At 64.8% G+C, this 12,533-nt stretch carries 14 protein-coding genes; 5 read left to right on the forward strand and 9 right to left on the reverse strand.

The features are described from left to right. Positions 1-30 precede the first annotated feature (30 nt). The 3 genes from ACSBM8_RS09750 to ACSBM8_RS09760 are packed head-to-tail and all read left to right on the forward strand — an operon-like array spanning position 31 to position 2,241. A complete protein-coding gene (locus ACSBM8_RS09750) occupies positions 31-1,185 on the forward strand; it encodes a bifunctional 2-C-methyl-D-erythritol 4-phosphate cytidylyltransferase/2-C-methyl-D-erythritol 2,4-cyclodiphosphate synthase (protein WP_442681422.1) in 1,155 nt (384 codons plus the stop codon). Further along, complete coding sequence (locus tag ACSBM8_RS09755; protein WP_442681423.1) at positions 1,182-1,730, forward strand: hypothetical protein; 549 nt, start codon at positions 1,182-1,184, stop codon at positions 1,728-1,730. Before ACSBM8_RS09750 ends, ACSBM8_RS09755 begins: the two co-directional genes overlap by 4 nt. Continuing rightward, positions 1,720-2,241, forward strand: a complete 522-nt coding sequence (locus ACSBM8_RS09760; RefSeq protein WP_442681424.1) for a CinA family protein — start codon at positions 1,720-1,722, stop codon at positions 2,239-2,241. Before ACSBM8_RS09755 ends, ACSBM8_RS09760 begins: the two co-directional genes overlap by 11 nt. On the opposite strand, the gene ACSBM8_RS09765 is transcribed toward ACSBM8_RS09760, so the two are convergent. Then, positions 2,184-2,663 carry a type II toxin-antitoxin system RatA family toxin gene (locus ACSBM8_RS09765; protein ID WP_442681425.1) on the reverse strand — a complete coding sequence of 160 codons (480 nt, stop codon included), beginning with the start codon at positions 2,661-2,663 and terminating at the stop codon, positions 2,184-2,186. The two genes, ACSBM8_RS09760 and ACSBM8_RS09765, sit on opposite strands and share 58 nt — an antisense overlap. Beyond that, the gene (gene lipA / locus ACSBM8_RS09770) at positions 2,650-3,579 is read right to left on the reverse strand and encodes a lipoyl synthase (RefSeq protein ID WP_442681426.1); all 930 of its coding nucleotides are present in this window, start codon (positions 3,577-3,579) and stop codon (positions 2,650-2,652) included. The genes ACSBM8_RS09765 and lipA overlap by 14 nt, the downstream gene beginning before the upstream one ends. A 64-nt stretch (positions 3,580-3,643) precedes the next feature. Here lipA and ACSBM8_RS09775 point away from each other — a divergent pair, with 64 nt between their 5' ends. Both ACSBM8_RS09775 and ACSBM8_RS09780 read left to right on the forward strand, forming a co-directional pair. Further along, positions 3,644-4,282, forward strand: coding sequence for a carbonic anhydrase (locus ACSBM8_RS09775; RefSeq protein ID WP_442681427.1), 639 nt, complete (start codon positions 3,644-3,646; stop codon positions 4,280-4,282). A 75-nt stretch (positions 4,283-4,357) separates the two neighbouring features. Further along, positions 4,358-4,810, forward strand: a complete 453-nt coding sequence (locus tag ACSBM8_RS09780; RefSeq protein ID WP_442681428.1) for a hypothetical protein — start codon at positions 4,358-4,360, stop codon at positions 4,808-4,810. Positions 4,811-4,849: 39 nt separating this feature from the next. Here ACSBM8_RS09780 and ACSBM8_RS09785 read toward each other — a convergent pair whose 3' ends face one another. From ACSBM8_RS09785 to ACSBM8_RS09815, 7 genes are all read right to left on the reverse strand, one after another. Next, positions 4,850-5,101 (reverse strand): hypothetical protein, encoded by a 252-nt coding sequence (locus ACSBM8_RS09785; RefSeq protein WP_442681429.1) that lies wholly within the window; start codon positions 5,099-5,101, stop codon positions 4,850-4,852. A gap of 67 nt (positions 5,102-5,168) precedes the next feature. Further along, complete coding sequence (locus ACSBM8_RS09790) at positions 5,169-6,365, reverse strand: class I SAM-dependent RNA methyltransferase (protein WP_442681547.1); 1,197 nt, start codon at positions 6,363-6,365, stop codon at positions 5,169-5,171. Between the two features lie 2 nt (positions 6,366-6,367). After that, positions 6,368-7,747: an NAD(P)H-hydrate dehydratase gene (locus ACSBM8_RS09795; RefSeq protein ID WP_442681430.1), complete on the reverse strand. Its 1,380-nt coding sequence runs from the start codon at positions 7,745-7,747 to the stop codon at positions 6,368-6,370. Further along, positions 7,740-8,474 (reverse strand): N-formylglutamate amidohydrolase, encoded by a 735-nt coding sequence (locus tag ACSBM8_RS09800; RefSeq protein ID WP_442681431.1) that lies wholly within the window; start codon positions 8,472-8,474, stop codon positions 7,740-7,742. The genes ACSBM8_RS09795 and ACSBM8_RS09800 overlap by 8 nt, the downstream gene beginning before the upstream one ends. Continuing rightward, on the reverse strand, positions 8,471-9,301 hold the full coding sequence (locus tag ACSBM8_RS09805; protein WP_442681432.1) for a 4-(cytidine 5'-diphospho)-2-C-methyl-D-erythritol kinase: 831 nt from the start codon (positions 9,299-9,301) through the stop codon (positions 8,471-8,473). The genes ACSBM8_RS09800 and ACSBM8_RS09805 overlap by 4 nt, the downstream gene beginning before the upstream one ends. After that, positions 9,298-10,800 carry a tetratricopeptide repeat protein gene (locus ACSBM8_RS09810; RefSeq protein ID WP_442681433.1) on the reverse strand — a complete coding sequence of 501 codons (1,503 nt, stop codon included), beginning with the start codon at positions 10,798-10,800 and terminating at the stop codon, positions 9,298-9,300. Before ACSBM8_RS09810 ends, ACSBM8_RS09805 begins: the two co-directional genes overlap by 4 nt. Positions 10,801-10,825: 25 nt before the next feature. Then, on the reverse strand, positions 10,826-12,451 hold the full coding sequence (locus tag ACSBM8_RS09815; protein ID WP_442681434.1) for an electron transfer flavoprotein-ubiquinone oxidoreductase: 1,626 nt from the start codon (positions 12,449-12,451) through the stop codon (positions 10,826-10,828). Between the last annotated feature and the right edge of the window lie 82 nt (positions 12,452-12,533).

Genomic DNA, 12,533 nt, shown 5'->3' on the forward strand with positions numbered 1-12,533 from the left:
TACCGCCCTGGACACGCTAGGCCGCGCCGGATGGATGACCATGTTACAGCGCTGATCGTTGCCGCAGGCAGCGGCACGCGATCTGGGCAGGACCTGCCTAAACAGTTTCTTCCGCTGGGTGGAAAAGCCGTGCTGGCGCACGCGATCGATTCGCTTATCGGCCATCCCGCCATTTCCGAGATCATCGTCGTGATCGGTGCAGGCCAGGAATCGCTTTATCGTGCCGCGATCGGCGATCGCCAGCTTGCACCGCCCGTGACGGGGGGTGTGACCCGCCGCCAGTCGGTGCTGAACGGGCTTGCCGCCGTCAGCGGCGAAAGGGTGCTGATTCATGATGCCGCGCGTCCTTTCCTTCCGCCCACAGTGATCGATCGATTGCTTGCGGCCCTGGACGAAGCGCCCGGCGCGGTTCCGGTCCTTCCGGTTGCCGATACGCTTGCGCATGCCGATGCCAGCCTTGGCGCCACGATCTCGCGCGAGGGCCTCGCGCGCATCCAGACCCCGCAGGCCTTCCGCACCGCTGCAATCCGCAAGGCGCACGCCGCATGGGACAATCATCGCGAGGCCACGGATGATGCCCAGGTCGCGCGCGCGGCCGGCCTGACCGTCCACACCGTCGAAGGATCCCCTTTGCTCGACAAGCTGACCTTTCCCGCCGATTTCGCAGCGGCGGAGCGGCGCCTTGCCGCCAATATGGTATCCCGAACCGCCTTGGGCTTCGACGTCCATAGCTTTGCCGAGGGCGATGGTATCTGGCTGGGGGGCATCCACATCCCGCATCACCGCGCACTCGCCGGCCATTCCGATGCCGATGTCGCGCTTCACGCGCTCACAGACGCTTTGCTCGGCACGATCGGGGATGGCGACATCGGCACGCATTTCCCGCCGAGCGATCCGCAATGGCGGGGCGCCGCCTCGCACCGCTTCCTCACTTATGCCGCGGATCGGATTGCACAACGCGGCGGACGGATCGATCATGTCGACTTAACCATTGTGTGCGAGGAGCCCAAGGTCGGCCCGCATCGTGACGCGATTCGCGCGCGGATTGCCGAACTGTTGGCGCTTCAGGAGGCGAAGATCAGTATCAAGGCCACCACAACGGAGCGTCTTGGCTTTACGGGCCGTCGCGAAGGCATCGCGGCCCAGGCAGCGGCGACCGTGCGCCTGCCGGAGAGTGACGTATGAACTTATCGAACCGCGCCGGGCTGTTGCTGATGACGCTGACCATGCCGTCCGTGGCGCTGGCCCAGGCGCCGGATTGTTTACCGCAGCCGCAGGCGGCCGCACTCGTGACCTTCGCCCTCCCTACACTCGTGGAGAAGCTGGGAAGCCGGTGCAGCGAGGTGCTCGCGCCCAATGCCTATATCGTCGCCAATGCCAGCGATCTTGCCGATCGCTACCGTCCCGACAGCGCGGCCGCCTGGCCGCAGGCACGACGTGCGATCAGCGTTATCTTCCAGAAATTCCTCGGTCAGCCCATGCCGCCCGACATGAATTCGGACGCAATCCGGATGCTGGCAGAACCGGCACTCGGCGGATTGCTCGCCAAGCAGGTCAATCGCAACGATTGCTTCGTTGCCAATGAAGCGATCCAGGGCGCCCGCGCCGTGTCGGGTGCCGATCTCGGCAGGCTGGCAGTGCTCGCGCTGACGGTTGCCGAGCGCAAGGGCAAGGGGCTCACCGAAGTGCTGAAAATCTGTAAGCTGGAGCCACGCGACAGTGAGCGATAATGTCCTCCCGCCCGAGCTGGTCGCCTTGGCGCGCCGGGTCATCGACGAAAACCGCGCGGCGGGCCGCCGTGTGTCGGTGGCGGAAAGCTGCACCGGCGGTCTGGTCAGCGCGGCGCTGACGGAAATCCCCGGATCCTCGGACGTGTTCGATGCCGGGTTCGTGACCTACTCGGACGCCGCCAAGACGCGTCTATTGGGGGTCGCCGGCGATGTGATCGAGACGTTCGGCGCCGTCAGCCTCGCCACCGCCTGGGCAATGGCGCACGGGGCTGTGGCCAAATCGGGCAGCGACGTCGCGGTCGCGATCACCGGGATTGCCGGCCCCGGTGGCGGCACCGATCGCAAGCCGGTCGGCACGGTCGTTTTCGCCTTGGCGAAAGCGGGCGACGATCCGGAAGACGCCATCACCGACCAGAAGGATTTCGGAGACAAGGGCCGCGGTGGCATCCGCCTTCAGGCGGCGCTGTGCGCGCTCGGCTTGCTATTGCCGACCGGCCCGGTCGTTCCGTAAAGTTTTGCCGCCCGCGCTTCGAACGCGCTGACCATTTTGCGGAAGGCCATTCCAAACATCTGTCCAGCCAACGCTTCGAAGATGCGATTGCGGAATTCGAAGTCGACGCAGAAGCCGACCATCGTGCCGCCCTCCCCATCCGGTTCGAACGTCCAGTCGTTGGTCAGATATTTCAGCGGTCCATCGAGGTAATCGACGTGGATCTTCGTCGGCCGCTGCTTCGATACGCGGGAGGTGAACCGCTCCTTCAGCGCCCGGAAGCCGACAATGAGGTCAGCGACCATCTCGTCGGGCGAATCCGAACGCACCCGCACAGCGGCTACCCAGGGCAGGAATTCTTCATAGCGGCCAACATCGGCCACAAGATCGAACATCTGCTCCGGCGTATAGGGCAGCCGGCGATTTTCATTATGCCGGGGCACGGCTGGTCTTGAGCTGCGCTTCGCGCGCGGCCCGCATCCGCTGGAAATCGTCACCCGCATGGTAGCTGGACCGCGTCAGCGGCGTCGCGGCGACCTGCAGGAAGCCTTTAGCGCGCGCGATCGAGCCGTAGGCGGCAAATGCCTGCGGCGTGACAAACTCGGCGACCTTGGCATGTTTGGGCGTCGGCTGGAGATATTGGCCCATTGTCAGGAAATCGATCTGCGCCGAGCGCATATCGTCCATGACCTGATGCACTTCCAGCCGCTCTTCGCCCAGGCCGACCATCACCCCCGATTTGGTGAAGATGGAGGGATCCAGCCGCTTCACCTGCTCCAGCAAGCGCAGCGAGGCATAATAACGCGCACCCGGCCGGATCGTCGGATACAGCCTCGGCACCGTCTCCAGATTGTGATTGTAGACATCTGGACGGGCCGCAACGATGGCTTCGACCGCGCTGTCGGCCTTGTTACGGAAATCCGGCGTCAAAATCTCGATCGTCGTGCTCGGCGTCGTCCGGCGCAACGCCTCGATCACCTTCACGAATTGGCTGGCACCACCATCCTTCAGATCGTCGCGATCGACCGAGGTGACCACGATATGGGTCAGGCCCAGTTCCGCCGCCGCATCGGCGACATGCTGCGGCTCCAGCAGGTCCACCGCCCGCGGCATGCCGGTCTTGACGTTGCAGAACGCGCAGGCACGCGTGCAGACGTCGCCCAGGATCATCACGGTCGCGTGCTTCTTGGTCCAGCACTCGCCGATATTGGGGCACGCCGCCTCTTCGCACACGGTGGCGAGGTTCAGGCGACGCATCAATTGACGCGTCTCGTTGAAGCCATGGCTGGTTGGCGCCTTGACGCGGATCCAGTCCGGCTTGCGTTCGCGCTGAGGGCGGATCGGCAACGGCTCGTTCATGGAGTGGCAGATAGCGTTCCATGGACCCACTTGCCACCCCCCAGCATCCCGCTAAGGCGAATCCATGGACGAATTTGAACGACTTTTGGCAGGCTACCGCCGCTTTCGTGATGAGGATTGGTCGCAGCAGCGCGCGCGTTGGGCGGAATTGGCCGAAGGGCAGCAGCCCAAGACGATGGTCATCGCCTGCTCGGACAGCCGGGTCGATCCAACCCGCATTTTCGACAGCGCCCCGGGGACGCTGTTCGTTGTCCGCAATATCGCCAACCTCGTTCCTCCGTTCGAAACCTCCCAGGGGCATCATGGCGTTTCGGCCGCGTTGGAATTCGCGGTCACGCAGCTCAATGTCGCGGAGATTATCGTCCTTGGCCATGGCGCCTGCGGCGGCGTTGCGGCATCGCTCAATCACGCCTTCGAAGGCGAGCCCCCGGGCAGCGGCGGCTTCATTTCCGACTGGGTCTCCCTGCTGAACGAAGCACGCGACCGGATTGTGGCCGAGCATGGCCATGGCCCGCATGCCGTCCATGCGCTCGAGCATGAGTGCGTTCGGGTCAGTCTGGCCAATCTGCGGACCTTCCCGTTCATTCCCCAACGCGAGCAGGCCGGAACACTGCGCCTTCGCGGCGCCTATTTCGCCATCGCGGAAGGCGTGCTGCACGTGCTGGACGAAGCCAGCGGCACGTTCGCGCCGGCCAGATCCTAACGCACATCAGGACCTGGTCGGAACGTCCGCCCATAGCTTTCGTTTAAGGCCGCATCCCTCATCAAGGAGCGTGCCATGTTGGCCAAACCTATCGTCGGGCTGTTGCTTGCCGCAACGGCCGTCTCTTCCGTCTTTGCGCAGACCGCACCCAGCGGCACGACCGGCCGCACGCCGGCAGAGGAATATCAGCGCGGCTACGCGACCCCACCCATGCCCAATCAGGCAGCCATTAACGCGGCCGGCGCCCCGGCCACTGCAGCGCTGAATAACCACGGCGCGGCAGTCAGTCAGGCCGACAATAGCGCGGTCGCGGCGGACCAGGCACAATATGAGGCCGATCGCGCGTCCTATATGGATGCGCTCGTCAGGCATGATCGGGCCGTCAACCGCACGGATGCGCGTTATGTCCGCCAGCAAAATGCTTATGCCGACGCGATGCGTGTGTGGCGGGCACAGGTCTATGCGTGCAAGCACGGCAAAACCCGCGCCTGTAAGGCCCCCACGCCGAACCCCGCTGACTTTTATTGAATTGGATTCAGGGGAGCGGCGGTCCGCTCCCCTTTGCCATTAGCGATGACCTTCGGGCAGCGCGGCCAGAACCATACGCTCCCACACTTCAGGGTCGCCAACCGCAGCCATCCTTGCGTCCGGCTCGCGCAATGTGCGCAGGACAGCCACGGCGTCATCGACATGATCGGACCAGGACGCATCGACTTGGCTCCCAGCGGACTTGCTGCTGCCATCGGCGTTGGCACTGAGCCGCTGGCCTGCAAGCACCCGCGCGATCCGTTCGACGACGTCACCTTTTGAAACGTTCATCTGGCATCCTCCTCTTTCCTTGAACCGCCGAACGGCGTGACGGTTTCTCCTTCCGGGATGCAAGTCGTCAGTTTGCCCGGCTAAAGGCCGCGGCCAGCTCGACATGGGTCGACCAGCGGAATTGGCCGACCGGCTGGATCCAGTCGATCTGCCACCCGCCGTCGATCAACCCCCGCGCGTCCCGTGCGAATGTGGCGGGGTTGCACGACACATAAGCAATCCGGGTGGCCGCAGCGCGGGCCAGATCCGGTATCTGCTCTTTTGCGCCCGCTCTGGGCGGATCGAGGACGATCGCATCGAACCGCGCCAGTTCGGCGAGCGACAGTGGCCGCCGAAATAAATCGCGATGCTCGACCGCCAATTGGCGACCACTATGGTTCGCGGCCACCTGCAGCGCGAGTGCCGGATCACGCGCGCCTTCCACGGCCAATAGCTTGGCCTTGCGTGCCAGCGGAAAGGCGAACGTACCGACGCCCGCGAACAGATCGGCGATCATACTGCAATCGCCCACAACCTCTTGAACCGCATTGGTCAAGGCGGCGCTGCCATCGGCCGTCGCCTGCAAGAACGACTTGATCGGCAGGCCGACCGCCACGCCGTCCAGGGTGACGGTCACCGGCTCGGGCTCCCAGCGCGGCTCGCTGCCATAGCCCTCATCCACCGCGAGCCTTGCCAGCTTATAGGTCTGGGCAAAGTTGATCAGCGCCTCGTGCGCGGCGAGCCCCTCTACGGTGACATCGTCCAGCGCGACATCGATGCCCTGATCGGTCATGGCAAGGAACACCGACGCACGTGTGCGCGGCTTCAGTAGCGTTGCGAGCAGGACGCGGATCGGATCGACCAGCGCGAACAGCTCCGGCAGCAGGATATGGCATTCCCGCATATCCACGATGTGGTGACTGACTTCCTCATTGAAGCCCAGCACGACGCGCTTGCCGATCCGTTCCGCACTGAGCGAAGCGCGACGGCGGGTGCGCGGCGGCGAGAGATGCGGCCGCCGAATATCCGGCACGGCCAGCTTCTGAGACGCCAGTGCACCGCTCACCCGATCGATCAGATATTCCGAATAGGCCGTATCATCAACATGTTGGAGCTGACATCCGCCACAGCGCGGAAAGTGCCGGCAGGGCGGGTCGACATGGTGCGGACCGGGGAGGATATCGGCCGTGTTGGAAACCATGTCTCCTGGTGCGGCCAGCGCAACCGTACGACCGTCGGCGGTTATGCCGTCGCCCCGTGCAGCCAGACGGATGACTTCGGACAGGATCACAGGCAAACTTTCATGGCCGCGGGAAGATGGTGGACCAGATCGTCGGCAATCAAAGCCGGTCCCGCAATACGTGCCGCTTCCGAATGTAGCCACACTCCGGCGCACGCAGCCGAGAAACCATCAAGCCCCTGGGCCAGCAGCGCACCGATGATGCCGGCGAGCACGTCGCCGGTGCCGGCGCTCGCCAGCCAGGCCGGCGCCAGGCGCCCGATCCCAGCGCGCCCGTCGGGATGCGCGACAATGCTGTCCGCGCCTTTGAGCAGCACCACCGCGCCGGAAGCCGCGGCAGCCGCCCGTGCCTGCGTCAGGCGGTCGACCCGACTATCCCCGAACAACCGCACGAACTCACCCCAATGGGGTGTCAACACATGGCCCGCGAGGCGATCGTGGCGGCGTTTCCCGATCAAGGTCAGGGCATCCGCGTCCAGCACCATCGGCTTGCCACTGGCCAATGCGGCGTCGAGCCGATCGCGCGCGGCATGGTCGAGACCCAGACCGGGGCCCGTGACCAGGGCACCGATCCTGGGATCCTCGACGGCCTTGTCGCTCCAATCGCGACGCACGAGCGCGTGCGGCGGACCGTCACCGCCTGCACCGAGCAATTCGACATAGCCGGCTCCGCTGCGTTGCCCTGCCATCGCCGATAGCAGGCTCGCGCCCGACATGGCGCCGGCCAGAACCACCAATTTGCCGCGGCTATATTTATTGGCATCATGCCCTGGAGAGACGAGGCGCGGCCGGCCAATCTCGAATGTCGGCGCCTCCGCTATTGGACCGAGGCCGATATCCGCCACGGTCACGCGCCCACAATATTCGGCAGCAGGGAGCAGCCTGTGCGCCGGCTTGAGTGCCCCCAGCGCCACCGTGAAATGGAAATGGGGCACGGTGCCGAGCACGTGCCCCTCGTCGGTCGTGACTCCGCTTGGCAAATCCACCGCGATCCGACGCTGCGCCGCCGCGCAGAGCCGGAGATACTCTTCGCTAATCGGACTCTCGATTGGTCGTGTCAGCCCTGTGCCGAACAAGGCATCGACTACGACCGCAGCCGGGCGCGCCTCTGCCAGCGAAGTGCGTGGTCCATCCCAGAGCGCTGCAGCCTTTTGGGCCGCGTCCGACGAAGGCGGTGCCGCGACCGCGACGCGCACGGCAACACCGCGCGCCTGCAGAATGCGCGCCGCGACATAGCCGTCCCCGCCATTATTGCCCGGCCCGCACAGGATCAGCGTTTCGGCGCGACCCGCTACGCGCCACACCAACTCCGCCACGGCCGCGCCGGCACGCTCCATCAATGTCTCGACCGGACAGCCGGCATCGATCGTCCGCTGCTCGAATGCCCGCATCTGGTTCGCGGTCAGGATGGGCGCGCCTTCAGTCACGCGCGGCCAGACTGTCGCGCACGCCGCTGATGATGGGAGCCAGGACCTCACACCAACTGGAAATGCCTGCCGGATCGTCGATCAAGTCCTGCCGCACCTCGATCCCCAGATAAGCGATGGCGTTGCCTTCGCCATGCCGGTTCATCGTCGCGTTCAGGACCTGGCCCGAATAAGGCAGATTATCGCCAGCCACGATCCCAGCCTGATCGAGCAGTGGCAGCGCGATCCGTGCCGCGCGGTCATCCTCATTGTAAAGGATGCCGATCTGCCACGGACGTTCGGCGCTGTCTGTCTTCAACCGCGGCGTAAAGCTGTGCAGAGAAATCAGAAGCTTGGGCCGATCCTTTGCAATCCTATCATGGATATGCCGATGATAGGGGCGCCAATAAAGCGCGATCCGCAGGTCGCGCTGCTCCGGGCTAAGCGCCGCATTCCCTGGAATATCATGGCCATCGCTGACGACGGGGATCAGGCCGGCCGCATCCTCCTCCCGATTGAAGTCCACCACCAGGCGCGAGACCCCACCCAGGATGGCCGGGCAGCCCAAGGTGTTGCAGAGCGCCCGCCCCAGATCCGCCACACCGATATCGATCGCGACATGTTCGTGCAGCACCGCGTCCGGCACACCCAAATCGATATCGTATGGCACATGGTTGGAGGCGTGATCGCCGATCAGCAGCATGCCCGTTGCGGCATCGCCATCCAGGTCGGTCCAGGCGCCGCTCATCGTAGCCGGCTCGACATCTGCCACCATTCGGGATGCCGTTCGCCGATAGTCTGCGCCGCGGTGTCGCGTGATTTTGCTGCGTCAAACAACGCAAAGCATGTCGCCCCTGAGCCGGACATCCGGACCAGCAACGCTCCCGCCTGCTCCCGCAAGCGGCCCAATATGACAGCGATAGGCGGCATCAAGGCAACAGCAGGCGCTTCCAGATCGTTGCGACCGCCGCGCGCCAGGGCCAGCGGATCGCCCTCTCCCAGCGCGCCGCGATCAAGCCCATCCCATCCGGCAAAGACTGCGCCTGTCGCCAGCGGCTGGTTGGGGTTAACCAGCAAGAGCGGCATGCCCGCGGGTAGATCCGAGACGGGAGTCAGCCGGTCGCCGCGCCCCGCGCCCCGTACCGGTTGCGACAACAGGCAGGCGGGTACGTCGGCACCAAGCCCGGCAGCCAGTGCCTGAATGGCGGGGTCCGCCGGGTTCTTGCCAAAACGGCCACATAGCAGACGCAACGCGGCCGCCGCATCCGCCGAGCCGCCGCCAATGCCCGACGCCACCGGCAAATTCTTCTCCAGCGCAAAGCCCAGCCCGTCGCCCTGCCCCGTCAGCGCCATGAAAGCGCGCGCCGCCTTCAGTACCAGATTATCGGAATCCTCCAGCCCGGCTGCGAACGGCCCACTGATCGTCAGCCCGGGACGATCGATCAGCCTCAGGCGGTCGCCGTCCTCGGCGAATGCGAACAGCGTCTCGATCGCATGATAGCCGTCGGGATCGCGCCGCCGCACATGCAGCGCGAGGTTGATCTTGGCAAAGGCGGTCTCGGTGGCGCTGCTCACGGCGCCGCCGTTGCCCCGCTTGGTCCGACATCGATCTTGCTGCTGATCCGTCCCCGATCCTTGTCTTCCGCGGTGATCAGGGCGGCGCGCCAGGCATAACGCGCCTCGAACAGCCGTCCCAACGACCAATAGGCATCGCCCAGATGCTCGTTGATCGTCGGTTCGCCCGGGCTGCTCGCCGCCGCGCGCTCCAGCAGCGGCACCGCTTCGGCACTCTTGCCGCGGAGAAACAGCACCCAGCCTAGTGAATCCGTAATCGCGGCGTCGTCCGGCTGCAATTTGCTGGCCTGTTCGATCATGGCCGCTGCGCGATCGATATTCTCTTTATGCTCGATATAAGAATAACCGACCTGGTTAAGCACGACCGCCTCGCCCGGCGCGATCGCATAGGCACGATCGAGCGCCACCTTGGCGGCAGGCCAATCCCCCGCCGCATTCAGTGCCGCCCCCTGCTGCAGCAGCAAAGGCCACATCAGGTCCGGCGCCAGCTTGGCCGTATCGGCGGCCGCGACAGCTCGGGCATAGGCCCCGACCGCGTCGGCTGGCCGTTCCATCGCCAGATACAGGTCGCCAACCCGCGCCCAATCCTGGGGTGCGGCGCCCTCGCGGCGGGCAGCGCCCAGCGCCTCGGCCAAGGCCGCGTCACGCTTGCCGCTATCGTCGAGCAAGCCGATCCGCATCGCCTGCGCATTGGCCGCCAGAGGATCCGCCGCCGGGATGTGATCGATCGCGGCCAGCGCCAGATCGGGCCGATGCATCGTGCGCAGCTGCTCCGCCAGCAACAACCAGGCCGGCGAGAAATCGGGAGCGGCGTAACTCGCCAGCCGGCCGATGATCAAGCCAAGCGGGCTCAGCTGCTGGCGCGAAAGATCGCTCGAAAAATGAGCGAGCAGCACCGCCAGGCCTTCATCGGGGCCCGTGACCATCGCCGGCAGGCGTCCGGAAATATCCCCTCCGCGCTCGGCCCGCGCTTGCTCCGCACGACCGGTCGCGATCAGCAAAAGGGTACGCTGTTCCGCATAATAATTGCCGCCAATCGACGCGCCCTGTGCGGCCTGGGCCAAGGCGAGCGGATCCCCCTTGCGCGAACCCACCGCGATCCAGGCCCGGAAATAGGGCGCAAAAAAGCCGAACAGCCGATCCTTGGCGAGCCGCTCCGTCGCCTCCCCCGCCTTCGTCCAATTGCGTGCACGTATCTGCTCAAGCGCCAGCAGCGCATAGCCGTCGGATGGAAGAGCCTGCCGTGCATCCAGCATCCGGGCCGCCCGTAACGCGAGCGGTATATCGCCCGCCGTGACCGCCTGGCGGTACGCGCGGTCCGCAAACACCGTGTTACCCGGATCTGCCGCCAGCAGCGCGGTGAATCCCGCATTGGCGGCCGCCGTGTCGCCGGCAACCTGCGCGGCACGAGCGCGCACATACAGGCTCGCCAAAGACGCGCGGGGAGCGATGCCGTGTGTGGGCACAGCGCCCAACAAGGCCGCGGCTATTCCGATCATTGCAGCCTGATAGCGCACGCGAATCTCACATATTGGGGTAATTGGGTCCGCCCCCGCCTTCGGGAACCACCCAGTTGATATTCTGGGTTGGGTCCTTGATGTCGCAACTTTTGCAGTGGACGCAATTCTGCGCGTTTATCTGCAGCCGGGGTCCGTCCACGATTTCGTAAACGCCAGCGGGGCAATAAAGCTGCTCCGGGCTATCGTACAGCGCCAGATTGACCGCGATCGGCACCTCCGCATCCTTCAGCGTCAGATGGATCGGCTGATCCTCTTCGTGATTGGTGTTGGAGAGGAACACCGATGACAGTCGATCGAAACTGATCACGCCGTCGGGCTTGGGATAATCGATCGGTTTCACCATGTCCTTGCGCCACAGCGTCTTGCTGTCGCGATGATGGCCAAAACTGTAGGGCAAGCCGATCTTCAGCTGCCGCATCCACATGTCAAAGCCTGCCCATAAGGTCCCGACCGCAGGGCCGAATTTGGCAAGAGCAGGCTCCGCATTGCGGACTTTCTTCAGCTCGCGCGCGATCCAGCTCGCCTCCACGGCGGGCTGATAGGCGTCGAGCACATCGCCGGCACGGCCCGCCGCGATCGCCGCTGAGGCCGCCTCCGCCGCGAGCATGGCCGACTTCATCGCCGTATGCGTGCCCTTGATCCGCGGCACATTCACAAAACCGGCAGAACAGCCGATCAGCGCGCCGCCCGGGAAGGCAAGCTTCGGCACCGATTGCCACCCGCCTTCATTGATCGCCCGCGCACCATAGCTGACACGCCGCCCGCCCTCCAGGATCGAGCGGATCGCAGGGTGCTGCTTCCAGCGCTGGAATTCGTGGAACGGCGACAGATGAGGATTTTTGTAGCCCAGCCCCACGACATAGCCGAGCGCGACCTGGTTGTTTGCCTGATGATACAGGAACCCGCCGCCAACCTCATCCGTCAACGGCCAACCCTGCGTGTGGATCACCCGTCCCGGCACATGCTTCGCCGGATCGATATCCCAAAGCTCTTTAATTCCAAGCCCATAGACCTGAGGCTGACAATCCCGTTCGAGGTCAAACAGCCGCTTGGCCTCCTTGGTCAGGCTGCCGCGGGCACCTTCCGCGAAGAAGGTATAGCGCGCATGAAGCGCAATTCCCGGCTGATAGTCCGGCCGATGCGTACCGTCGCGCGCCACGCCCATGTCCCCGGTTGCCACACCCTGGACGGAGCCGTCGTCGTTGAACAGGATTTCGGCGGCGGCAAAGCCCGGGAAGATCTCCACCCCCAATGCCTCCGCCCGTCCGGCGAGCCAGCGGCACAGATTTCCAAGCGAACCGGTGTAGGTGCCCTTGTTGCTCATCAACGGCGGCATCAGCCAATGCGGCAAAGCGGTCCGGCCGGTCCGACTTAAAATCCAGTGATGGTTCTCCGTCACCGGCACATCGAGTGGACAGTCGCTATCCCGCCAGTCGGGAATCAGTTCATCCAGTGCGATCGGGTCGATCACCGCGCCGGACAGGATATGGGCGCCGATCTCGGAGCCCTTTTCCAGCACGCACACGGCGATGTCGCTATCGATCTGCTTCAGCCGGATCGCGGCGGACAGGCCGGCGGGCCCTCCGCCGACGATCACAACATCATAATTCATGCTCTCGCGGTCAGACATCAGGCCTCTATACGTCGTCTTTACAGTCCGGTCATCGTATCGTCCGAACGCCTCGTCATAAAGCGGGTGCGCGCAGATTGAC

This window comes from Sphingomonas sp. ASY06-1R (genome assembly GCF_052180265.1).
Taxonomy (GTDB): domain Bacteria; phylum Pseudomonadota; class Alphaproteobacteria; order Sphingomonadales; family Sphingomonadaceae; genus Sphingomonas_I.

Coding starts and splice junctions, on each gene's coding strand:
- ACSBM8_RS09800 (WP_442681431.1), bottom strand. CDS start 8,474: ATGAGCGGCGCCTGGACCGACCTGGATGGCGATGCCGCAACGGGCATG.
- lipA (WP_442681426.1), bottom strand. CDS start 3,579: ATGAACGAGCCGTTGCCGATCCGCCCTCAGCGCGAACGCAAGCCGGAC.
- ACSBM8_RS09775 (WP_442681427.1), top strand. CDS start 3,644: ATGGACGAATTTGAACGACTTTTGGCAGGCTACCGCCGCTTTCGTGAT.
- ACSBM8_RS09750 (WP_442681422.1), top strand. CDS start 31: ATGGATGACCATGTTACAGCGCTGATCGTTGCCGCAGGCAGCGGCACG.
- ACSBM8_RS09780 (WP_442681428.1), top strand. CDS start 4,358: ATGTTGGCCAAACCTATCGTCGGGCTGTTGCTTGCCGCAACGGCCGTC.
- ACSBM8_RS09755 (WP_442681423.1), top strand. CDS start 1,182: ATGAACTTATCGAACCGCGCCGGGCTGTTGCTGATGACGCTGACCATG.
- ACSBM8_RS09815 (WP_442681434.1), bottom strand. CDS start 12,451: ATGTCTGACCGCGAGAGCATGAATTATGATGTTGTGATCGTCGGCGGA.
- ACSBM8_RS09785 (WP_442681429.1), bottom strand. CDS start 5,101: ATGAACGTTTCAAAAGGTGACGTCGTCGAACGGATCGCGCGGGTGCTT.
- ACSBM8_RS09810 (WP_442681433.1), bottom strand. CDS start 10,800: ATGATCGGAATAGCCGCGGCCTTGTTGGGCGCTGTGCCCACACACGGC.